Origin of the sequence: Pseudanabaena sp. CCNP1317 (assembly GCF_034931345.1) — a bacterium.
Lineage (GTDB): Bacteria > Cyanobacteriota > Cyanobacteriia > Pseudanabaenales > Pseudanabaenaceae > Pseudanabaena > Pseudanabaena galeata.
Genome location: NZ_JAYGIF010000075.1, coordinates 1 through 11,156 on the forward strand (window position 1 = coordinate 1; position 11,156 = coordinate 11,156).

Consider the following 11,156-nt stretch of genomic DNA (forward strand, 5'->3'; position numbering starts at 1 on the left):
TAGCGATCGCGGCTCTAACCGCCGTAGGTGTAATCTGGTTATAGACAGCGCGTTTGGGATTACGCAGATGCAGTTGCTGCTGTAAATGCCAAGCAATTCCCTCACCCTCGCGATCGCCATCGGTAGCAAGTACCACCTCTGAAGCATTCTTTACCGCAGCCCGAAGTTTAGAGACTACCTGTTGACCCTTACCTTCCGTCAATTGATAGCGGCATTCAATTTTGTTGGTATCCTTGTGCATCGTAAAGCCCAAGCTATCTTCACCATCTTTAGCAAGTTCCGTAAAGTGACCAAAGGAAGCTTCCACTTGCCATTCACTGCCAAGGATGGCTTGGATGGTTTTGCACTTGGATGGAGATTCAACGAGTAACAGCTTTTTCATGTTTTTGTACCTATATGGACTTTATCTTGAATCTGCTCTAAAAATCTATGGAGACGATAAACGACAGTGCTTGTAGTCTATAATCATCATTAAAAGTGGCGATCGCAATGGTTCAAACTCCTGTTAAACCTTTAACCCTTGAAGAGTTTCTGAAATTACCAGAGACAAAACCCGCTTGCGAATTTATTGATGGGGAGATTATCCAAAAGCCGATGCCACAGGGAAAACACAGTACAGTTCAGCTTGACCTTGGCTCGGCAATTAACCTAGCTCTCAAACCTCAAAAAATTGCCCGTGCTTATTCAGAGTTGCGGTGTAATTTTGGCGATCGCTCGGTCATTCCAGACATCGCCGTTTTTACTTGGGAACGCATTCCTAGGGATAAAGACGGCAAAGTATCCAATCTATTTGAGTCTGTTCCTAATTGGGTAATCGAGATCCTTTCACCAGATCAAAACCAAACAAAAGTGATTCGGAATATTCTCTATTGTTTAGATCATGGTACAGAGATGGGATGGTTACTCGATCCTGATGAGGAATTGGTATTTGTCTATTTTAGCGATCGCACGATTGCTGTGTTTGAAACTAAAAGCGATCGCTTGCCTGTGCCATCCTTTGCACAATCGTTTCAGCTTACAGTGGGTGAGTTGTTTAGTTGGTTAGAAGATTAACTCGTATCGTTGATAGAGATAGACTCAACAAATACCTGAAAAGTGTAAAACATAGTTATTTCTGATTTTCAAGAGGCTTGATTTGCTGTGCGTTTAACATTTCTACAGCCTTAGCAATATTTGCCGCATCAAGATCGGCAACATGGGATTCCACGACTTTACCCTGAGACTCCACCAGAATCGGATTAACAGGACGATCTTTCGCGTTCAATGTCATCGTATCAGGGCGTTGCACAAATAAAAGATGAATCAAGAAAATGAAGGAATCGATTTGTACTTAAGATAGTGAATTAATAAACGAATTGAATATCTCAACATTTCTTCCGATTTTGAATAACATAGAGTTTTTCTGTGCAGTCTAGCTAAATAATGTCTCAGTCTCGTATTTTCACCCTCAACTCTAGTCATGTAGGTTTTACTGATAATTTGGTCTTCCGAGTTGATAAACATCTTGTAGACACAGTAACCATCGGTAACCCAGAAATAGCATTGCCATACTTTAATCAATGTCCACAAGTTTTCAAAGGTTTGACTACTCCTATCCCCTAATACCCAAGCCAATATACCTTGGCTAAAATGATTCACCGCAGTCCATAGCCAAATCAAGTTTTTTTTGACCCAACAAAGGTCTGGAGTTCATCTAGCTCACCCACATCAGGAATAGTTTCTATTGGGTGATGTTCTGGTAATTGTTGGGCTGCTGCCTTTACCCAATTGATTACCGAGTTGTGACTAACCTCGGTACATCTCTCAATCTGTCTAAATCCCATGCCATTGCAGTACATTGTGAGGCATATTTTCTTGACATCTTGCGAATATCCAAGCTCCGAGTAATGATCAATGAACTGACGACCGCAATCAGCACAAATATGATTTTGTTTGGCTCCTCGTTTCCCATTTTTACGAATATGGGTTGAGCCACATTTAGGACATTTCATTCGTTTCTCTTTTTTTCCTGATTTTACTTCTTCATCTTGTATTTGTGCAACGCTATGATCGCGAGAAGTCCAAACGAGAGTGTGTTCTGACTTTTCTATCCTACTATTAAGGAATAGGGAGAAAATCACTAAAATCTTATTTTTTGTCTATTTTCCCTGATTAACATCGTTTTCTAACTTAGATTAAGAAAATATATTGCTATTTCTCTTGAATTGTATGATATATTATCAACCAAGGGAATAGGGATAAAGAGTTAGTTATTGGGATGTAAACTTCCAATCATAAACTCAATTAAAGAAGAGATAAATACATTAGCAAGTTAATTTCAGACATTCGTTAGTATGGCTGAAGCTTCCTTAAATAATTGTATATAATCTTTTTAGAATCTTTATGCTCTAACTTGTTCTTAGAGTATATACTGCAATGGAATTTTTAATGTTATATCCAAGGCTTGTTAGTACACAGGACTCGTATTGATTCATCTCTTTAGAGTCTTGCTTGTCAATCGCAAAGTCCTAGATTTGGTATTCATAATAAAATCCTACATTTAACATTACTTACGTTAAGTTAATTTTTCTTATCCCAGTTCTGAAAATGGCACTGTCATTTTTAGAATTCAATATTATTGCTGATGAATGTGTTCAAATTCATCAGCACTGGATTAGACATACAAGCGATCCTTCAGAAGATTACTCATATGTTGCATTCCAGACTTGATACCGAAACAATTAGATACTACAGGTTAATCAATATGAGACTGTTAATTCCTAGGCAGAATTATGGCTCGATTACATTGAAATTTAAATGGTTATTTCTATTCAGTTTTGTGTTCATGAATATGCGATCGCCAGCTCTTGCTCAAGCGATAACTAATGACATATTCCCATATCAAACCTGTCAGCAATTAGCTAATGGACGCTATGCAGTCATCATAGATAGACCTGTTAATCAATTGCCACAATTACCAGAATTTTTGGCGATTTCAGTTGTACCTTGTCGCTACTTCACGGCTTCAATGACATTTCTAGGTGGTTTTGAGAATGTAAATGCATCTATATATCGCGCTAGTCAAATCCGACAAATGGGTCTAGATGCGGTTGTACATTCTTTTACGGATAAAAACAATGATAATGCTCAACATTTTCGGGCTGCTGCTTTACTGATAGAAGTACCTGTCAATTCAGACTTAGCAATTCAACAAGTGAGAATGCTGACAGGGAAGCCATCTTTTTGGGCAACCTTCAATAATCGTCCTGTGATTTTGTCTGCACCATTATCCAGTCAACAGACTGCAAATATTCTTGCTAATAATTTACGCAGTCAAGGCTTTGCTGCTCAATCAGTAGGGGCAGTTTGGATTTCAAATGGCTATTCAACTGATAAGCCAGCAAATACTAATCAGAACTTGTCTAGTCCCTTGACTTCTCAGGCTTCTGCGAAGATGAGAAAAGTCTATCAATTGCTCATTCCAATAGATAGCAATAAAAATCTAAGACGGGATAGAAATATTATTCCTAATGCTTTTCCAAAAATATTTAAAGGTCGATCCTATCTTCAGGTTCGTTCGTATAACGATATAGGGAATGCCATTCGCGAGCGAGATCGCCTTAGTAATAGCTTTTCGGGAGTAATTATTCTTTCAAACCAATAAATTACTAACTGATGTTACGTGGAAGGAATTCTTGCGATGGCGAAAGTCTAGGGCTGGCACGGGGGCGCAGCCCCTACAAGATCTAAAATTTACAGGTAGGGGCAATCCACCCGTGGTTGCCCTGCTTCGCTACCAGCATGAGATTTATCATCTGAGTTCCACGTAAAATCAGTTACTAAACAAGAGATCTAGTTACTTTGTTGAGTAATTTATTAGAACGAGTTTGCTATTGATTTACATATAAATACAATTTGGTTTTCTAAGAGGAGCCGATCTTAAATGTTAACTGAATATAGGATAGGTATTAACTTGATTTTTTCTCGTTACTGGTTTGTAATATTAATCAAAAAAGATGAGACTAGACTTATGAGGTCGTCTTTTTTAAGAAAGATTAATGCCAATAATCTTTTCCTCCTACTTACTAAACCTATAGATATTTTTATCCTATCTCTATTAGTTATTACAGTTAATTTTTCTCTCAGTATATTTATAGCTTTAATTGCATGTTTAACAGTCAATAGCATTTTTGGAATTGATTTAGTTAGATGTTTGGGACGTTTCTATTAATCCATTTACAATATCTTTTTTGTTAATGCGATTATATCAAAACTATTATTTTTTAACTTAGCAATTTAATTACTTTATTTTATGAGCATTTTTCCTGATACTTCTTTAACTCAGACTGAGATAATCAATTTGGCAATTAATCCCAATCCTCTAGTCGTGGAATCATCCATGCTGGTGTTAGAGGCGATCACGCTAATGGGCATGTTATTCAAAACATATTCTATTCAGGAGAACTATTATTCTCTGAAAACTAGGACAATTTATGCTTTTGTAGTGGAAAGAAAGAGGCTAGTAGGAATATTTACTGAGCGCGATGCAGTCAGTTTAATTGCGAGTACAAACAAACTAGAAAAAATTACAATATCTTCGGTCATGAATCGAGAGCCTATCTTTTTAGAGCAATCTCAATGCAAAAATATTTTTACTCTGCTGAATATATTTAGCCAAAAGCGCATTCAGCAGTTGCCCATTGTAGATAGTAAACAGATGCTATTGGGAGTCGTAAGTCAGGAAAGTTTGTATCAATCTTTACATCCAATTGATTTGCTCAAAGCACGTTCCATATCAGAGATCGTGAACCGTAATGTAACTTGCGCTCGACCAGACACATCTCTCTCAAGCTTAGCTAAAATCATGGTAGGTTTGAGAGTAAGTTACGTGGTAATTCAATCAGCCGCAGTTCCTCTAAGTATTATTACTGAATGCAGCATCGTTCAATTTAAGTCTATGGGGTTAGACTTAGATAAATTAAATGCCAGCATGGTGATTACTCCACCCCTAATTACCCTAAAGCCAGAGCAAAGTTTTTGGGATGCGCGTCAGGCAATGCTGAAACACAATCTGCAATATGTAGTTGTAACAGATCATTTTGATACTTTAGTTGGGATAATTGATAAAAATAGTTTATTGGATTCACTAGATCCTAATGTGGTTTACAATTACTTGGAGCTTTTGCAATCTCAAACTGAAAGAGTTGAGACTGATGAGATCCTGCAATCTGACCTAAAGAAGAATTATTTGCAAGAAAATCAAAAAATCTATCAAGCAATTGTTGATGTTTCTGCAACCCAAAAGCGTGAAGATTTTATAGCTAAAGTATCTTTATGTATACGAGATGGTTTTGAACTGAGGAATCTGCTGTCAGTTGTTGTAAATGGACTACGAACACTCCTCAATTGCGATCGCGTGGTGGTATATCAATTACAGTCATCGCAGTATGGCAAAATTGTTGCTGAGTCAGTCGGTAACGACTTTATGGCGATAATGAATCAACAAATTGTCGATACTTGTTTTCAAGATGATGATGTTGAAAAATATTTATTGGGCAAGATGAGAACGATTGATGACATTTATTCCGTTGAGCAACCTAATTGTCATGTGAAATTACCAGAAAAATACGGAGTTAAATCAAGTTTAGTTGTTCCAATTGTTATTAGAGGTGATGAAGAGGATGTAGCATCTTTTTTTAAAGGTACTCTTTCCCATAAAAATATATCCAAAAAATCTCTATGGGGTTTTTTGAGTGCTCATCAATGCAGTGAACCTCGTCAATGGCAATCTGAAGATTTAAAAACGCTAGATCTGCTATCGGTAACGGTTGAATTGAGTCTTCAGCAGATGCTAGCTAAATTTCGGACTCAAGCTAAATCGATTGAAATGAAACATATTTATTCAGAATATAGGGAGAGTGAAGAACGCTTTCAGCAGTTTGCAAATAATATTCGACAGGTTATTTGTATATTTGAAATATACAGATCTAGATATGAGACTCTTTATGTTAGCCCTAGCTATGAAAATGTTTGGGGGCGCTCCTGTGAAAGTCTGTATAACGATTCATATTCTTTTATAGAGTCCGTTCACCCAGAAGATCTTGGAATAATTGTGGATACCTATAGACAACTAAGATTAGGCAATCAAACCTCTAATGAGTACCGCATTGTCCGCCCTGACGGAGAAATTCGATGGATTTATGATCGTGCTTTCCCAATCAAAAATCACATTGGAAAAGTCAATCGTGTAAGTAGGATTGCTGAAGATATTAGCGATCTCACAAAAACAAAAATTGAATTACTTCGAGTTAAAGAACAACTAGCATTAGTTTTAAAAAGTCCTAAGGAATGAAAATCAATTAAAACCAAAATTTGTTGGGGCGAAGCCCCCCCCAGCAAATTTTGGTTTTAGTTGCACAAGTTAATAAATTTTCATTCCTAAGGATAGATGTTACGTGGATAGAATTCCTGCGATCGCATTACTCTAGTGCTGGAACAGGGGCGTTGCCCCTACAGAATCTAAATTACCAAATTTAAAACTGATAATCATGAAACAAATTTTAGTTCTTGAGAATGACTTGATAATTTTATCTAATATTAAAGATTTATTGTCTTTAAACAATTTTGATGTAATTGCTTCGAGCGATGCTGTAGAAAGTTTGCAATTAGCTCAACAAGAGCAACCTGACCTAATTCTATTTGATGTGATGATGCAAAATTCGGTAGAAATCGACATTTTGGAAGCGTTACGCCGAAATAGTTTAACTTCTAAGATCCCTTTAATTCTGCTCACCTCTATGCATACAAGTGATTATTATGGCTATTTATCTTTAACTAAGCCTTTTAGATCTTCAGACTTGCTAAAGTTGATCGATATCAGTTTAGAAAAGCAAGAAATAATCAAAAAAGAAAGTACTGCGAAATTAGAAGAACTGCGTCGAAACATAACTAGTTCCCTGCCGCATGAATTTTTGAATCCGATAATTGGGATTTTAGGCACATCAGGATGCTTGCTTGATAGTTATGAATCTTTATCATCTGATGAGGTTCTGATTTTAATTCAGAATATTAATGAACATGGCAATCACATGTATCGATTAGCGCAAAATTTTATTATGTTCTCTGACCTAGCTACAATTGATTCTAATTCTAAAGGATGGCAGAGAGAGTTTGAGCAGACCGCAGTTAAAAACATTATCAGGTTTGCTGCTGAGACCTGTGCAAAAAAAACAAATAGAATCAATGATTTGACAATGAATTTACAAGAAGCGAGTATTAATATTTCACCAAATCATTTGTCGAAAGTTGTTACAGAAATTGTTGACAATGCTTTTAAGTTTTCTAAAGCTGGCGATCCTGTCTATTTATCTAGTATCGAAGACAAACAATTCTTTTATTTACATATTAGCGATCGCGGCAGAGGAATGACCAAAGCACAAGTAGCTGATATTGGTGCATTTATGCAGTTTGAGCGGGAACACTACAATCAGCAAGGTAGTGGATTAGGGTTAACCATTGCCCAACAAATTGTGAAATTGTATGGAGGTGAACTCTCCATTAAAAATGAAGTTTTTAATCAGACAGTCGTTTCCATTCAATTACCCAAATGTAATTATCTAGCAAGGGAAGCTTTGCTTACAGAATAATTTGTTTGTTACAGCGCTTTGCGCTTAATTAAACCCCAGAGAAACTTTTGGAAACGGCGCTCCGCGACGCTTCCAAAAGTTTCTCTGTACTACTCAAAGCCTCAACAGGCTGTAGTACTAAAAACAATACTTAGAACATCAAGACCCAAAAGATGAGATGCGGCGCTTTGCGCCGCATCTCATCTTTTGGGTCTTGATATGTACTAAATACAAGATGATTCTAATTGATGCCACAGATCTCTAATTTGTGTGAACGTATCTTGTGGTGAAATCTTGCCACCAGTTTCTAAGGCACAAATAATACATATCCTTGATTCTTTAACATCGAAAAAGTTTCATTGGATTTATTTGATATTTGATTTCGTTTAAGGAGTTTTCGTAAAAAAGAAAAACCAAGCAAAGCTGTCTAATATAAATTTAAAGACAGCTCTGCTGGAACTCTTGGAGAAAAAGTATCGAAAGGTCTAAATACATAAGATTCGTAACTCAAACACACTAAATCAATTTCCTATTCCCATAATAAATATACTTCAATTAATTTCATTTTGCAAGAGATTTGAAGATTTATTCGGGTTTTGGTGCTAAGTATTGCTGAGGAAGCACTAGAGGAACAAATAATTGTCTTTTTGTGGGGGTTGTTGGAGGGGGAGGGAGCGTAGGTATAGCTGACTGCGGCTCCAAGGTTCTGAGCGTTTACTCCTCCAAAGGGATTCGGAGCCATTGGTTTTGCCTGTTCCTGATGAGCCAAAAAGTGGTAAACCCACTGTAGGCAAGGAGCAATTGATGCCTGCGCCTAAACCACAGGAAGAGGATTGGTTAATTTGATTATTAACTTGTTGGTTAACGGTTGAGCCACTACTATTGGCGGCGGCATTAGGTAGATATAACAAAATCGAGTCTCCCCCGAATTTGTTTATAAAAGTCGTAGATTAACTGTTATGTGAGATACCAGAACAAGCCAGAAAAAGCCAAAAAAATTTTGATTTTGATTTTTGATAGCATTAAGAAATGATTGAAACCAACTATTCTCAAGATGAAACAAACTAATTTGTTCCATCTTGAGAATTCATGTTATATTTGCACGATCTTACATTATAGTAAGCATAGAGATAATGGGAGGAGTTGGTGAATAAGAGTTATAAGAGATATTAATCTCAATGTAAGCACTAAATAGATTCTTGATTTACTAATTTACAGTAATTTAAGAGACTTGCTCACAGAAACACGGGTGGGAATAACCAAAAGTGAGCCTATTGTATAGGCTGATTTTTCTTTTGCATAAATTCTTTCTAGAATTTGGCTATCTAAAACATATAAGAAATCATTTGAGAATTGTCTAGATCCCTCCAGCCACCTTAAGGCTACGGCGTACACACAAGTCAGTTTGTGCGTGAAATCAAAGAAATTACCCCACCCTAACCCTCCCCTTTGCAAGGGGAGGGAACAAGATTTCTAGTCTTCCCCCTTTGCAAGGGGGAACTAAAGGGGGTAAGTCCGACTTGTGCGTACAAGGTAGCTTTTTAATGTTACATGGAAGGAATTCCTGCGATCCTCAAGGTTGCCACGCGAGGAGTAGAAGATACATCATCTGCGTTCCACGTAACATCAGTTAAATAACTTTTAAATAACTTTATTTTCCAATTTTAGGGATAACGATGTTAGCAGGCTTTATTTCAGAAGCACAAATAAATTCGCAAATTAAGAACCGTAGTCCTCTAGTAGTTGATCCTAATACAACTGTTTTAGAAGCGATCGCTCAAATGCGTGAGGCAGATTCTGGCTATGTCTTGGTTATGGCGAGTGATGAAATTGACTCAGGAAGTGACTTGCTCGGTATTCTCACTAGAGAAGATATTACCCGAATTAGTCTAAAGGGTTGCACCTTTGACCAGTTGCTGGTGAAAGATGAGATGTGTAGTCCTGTGATTACGATCCAAGAATCAGAACTAACAGATATGAAGTCTGCCTTAGTATTGTTCTATTCTTATCAAATTAGTCGTTTGCCTGTACTAAATGGCGATCGCTTAGTCGGAGTATTGACTCAAAATGATTTAATCGACCTATTGGCGGAGAAGGTTTTAGAAAGCAACTCCATCAGGTATAAGAAAGAGAAAAATCCTTTAAATCTTCAAGACATGCAAGTCCAAGATGCGTCATCCCTTTCTTTACATGAAGAACTACAGCTACATATTGAAGAGTTAAAGACTATTGAAGAAGAATTAAGACTTCGGAATATTGACCTAGAAAACATACAGTATCAATGCCAAGATTTATTTGATTTTGCCCCCGATGGCTATTTAGTTACCGATCGCTTAGGTGTAATTTCATCAGCCAATGTGGCAATTTGCAATTTTCTAGCGATCTCGCAAGAACAATTGTGTGGCAAGTCCTTAGTTATGTATGTCGAGCCTTCAGATCAGACATTGTTTCACAAAAAACTCCGTGGAGATTTTTGTGATTGTGAAAAATTAACGTGGGAGATGTCCCTCAAACGGGTACATGATTATTATTGTCCTGTAGAAGTTTCAGTCTCTAAGACCCGTTTATCAGATGACAACATAACTTTACGATGGTTGGTGCGAGATATTAGCGATCGCCGACAAGCTCAGCAAGCACTTCAGGAACTCAATCAATCCTTGGAACAACGTACCAATGAACTTTGGCAAGTCAACAAACTACAACGCACCATCCTCGATAGTACTGATTACTCGATTATTACCACCGATCTTAATGGCATCATTCAGGTTTTCAATCATGGTGCTGAACAAATGCTGGGTTACACGATGGGAGAGATTGTCGGACAGGCTACACCTACAATCTTTCATGATGCTCAGGAACTAGCAGAACTGGCAGCAACTCTCTCTGCGGAATTAGGGCAAGACATTCCTAACGGGTTTGTTGCATTAACAGTCCAAGCGTCTCTAGATATTGTTTGTGAGAAAGAACTGACAAGTATCCGTAAAGATGGATCTCGCTTTCCCGTCTTGCTATCTATTACAGCTCTTAGGAATGAGAAGGAGCAAGTTATTGGTTTTTTAGGCATTAGTAAAGATATTAGCGATCGCAAAGAAGCCGAAGCGACACTCAAACAACAACTTGATGCTATAGAAGCTACAAGCGATGGCATTGCTATTTTGCGAGACTATAAATACACCTATTTAAACAAAGCCCATGTACGTTTATTTGGGTATGAGCATTCTGAAGAGCTTATTGGCGAAAGTTGGGAAAAGTTTTATTCTCCAGAAGGGATCGCCCGAGCATCTCAGGAAATTTTTCCTCTACTAGAAATCAATCGCGCTTGGTCGGGCGAGGTAACTGGCCTTCGCAAAGATGGATCTAGTTTTGATGAGGAATTATCTTTAACCCTTACTGATAGTGGCTTACTGATTTGTGTATGTCGCGACATTAGCGATCGCAAAAAAGCTGAAGCTCTCCTACAAACTACAAATCAGGAACTATTAAGAGCAACAATCCTCAAAGATGAGTTTCTCGCGAATATGAGTCATGAGCTTCGCACCCCTCTTAATGCCA

The 11,156-nt window shown here is 37.5% G+C and carries 9 protein-coding genes; 5 read left to right on the forward strand and 4 right to left on the reverse strand.

Annotated elements, in window-relative coordinates:
• Nucleotides 1–382: toprim domain-containing protein (locus VB775_RS15295; RefSeq protein ID WP_323216857.1), on the reverse strand; the 382-nt coding region annotated here is incomplete at its 3' end.
• A 107-nt stretch (nt 383–489) separates the two neighbouring features.
• On the opposite strand from VB775_RS15295, the gene VB775_RS15300 reads away from it, so the two are divergent.
• On the forward strand, nt 490–1,053 hold the full coding sequence (locus VB775_RS15300; RefSeq protein WP_281009531.1) for a Uma2 family endonuclease: 564 nt from the start codon (nt 490–492) through the stop codon (nt 1,051–1,053).
• Nucleotides 1,054–1,108: 55 nt separating this feature from the next.
• Here the strand turns inward: VB775_RS15300 and VB775_RS15305 are convergent, their stop codons facing one another.
• Both VB775_RS15305 and VB775_RS15310 read right to left on the reverse strand, forming a co-directional pair.
• Nucleotides 1,109–1,270 (reverse strand): hypothetical protein, encoded by a 162-nt coding sequence (locus VB775_RS15305; RefSeq protein WP_323216858.1) that lies wholly within the window; start codon nt 1,268–1,270, stop codon nt 1,109–1,111.
• 32 nt (nt 1,271–1,302) lie between these two features.
• Nucleotides 1,303–1,991 (reverse strand): IS1 family transposase gene (locus tag VB775_RS15310; protein ID WP_281009529.1). Its coding sequence is split into 2 segments (ribosomal slippage): nt 1,303–1,656 and nt 1,659–1,991, totalling 687 coding nucleotides; the frame shifts between segments, so codons are not numbered across the junction.
• A gap of 752 nt (nt 1,992–2,743) precedes the next feature.
• Between VB775_RS15310 and VB775_RS15315 the strand changes: the two genes are divergently transcribed.
• The 3 genes from VB775_RS15315 (at nt 2,744) to VB775_RS15325 (ending at nt 7,625) form a co-directional block, all read left to right on the forward strand.
• Nucleotides 2,744–3,643, forward strand: a complete 900-nt coding sequence (locus VB775_RS15315; RefSeq protein ID WP_281009528.1) for a hypothetical protein — start codon at nt 2,744–2,746, stop codon at nt 3,641–3,643.
• A 648-nt stretch (nt 3,644–4,291) separates the two neighbouring features.
• Nucleotides 4,292–6,331 carry a CBS domain-containing protein gene (locus tag VB775_RS15320; protein WP_281009527.1) on the forward strand — a complete coding sequence of 680 codons (2,040 nt, stop codon included), beginning with the start codon at nt 4,292–4,294 and terminating at the stop codon, nt 6,329–6,331.
• A 196-nt stretch (nt 6,332–6,527) separates the two neighbouring features.
• Nucleotides 6,528–7,625 carry a sensor histidine kinase gene (locus VB775_RS15325; RefSeq protein WP_281009526.1) on the forward strand — a complete coding sequence of 366 codons (1,098 nt, stop codon included), beginning with the start codon at nt 6,528–6,530 and terminating at the stop codon, nt 7,623–7,625.
• Nucleotides 7,626–8,227: 602 nt separating this feature from the next.
• Here the strand turns inward: VB775_RS15325 and VB775_RS15330 are convergent.
• The gene (locus VB775_RS15330; protein WP_281009525.1) at nt 8,228–8,515 is read right to left on the reverse strand and encodes a hypothetical protein; all 288 of its coding nucleotides are present in this window, start codon (nt 8,513–8,515) and stop codon (nt 8,228–8,230) included.
• Between the two features lie 765 nt (nt 8,516–9,280).
• Between VB775_RS15330 and VB775_RS15335 the strand changes: the two genes are divergently transcribed.
• On the forward strand, nt 9,281–11,156 hold a 1,876-nt coding region (locus tag VB775_RS15335; RefSeq protein ID WP_323216859.1), incomplete at its 3' end, for a PAS domain S-box protein.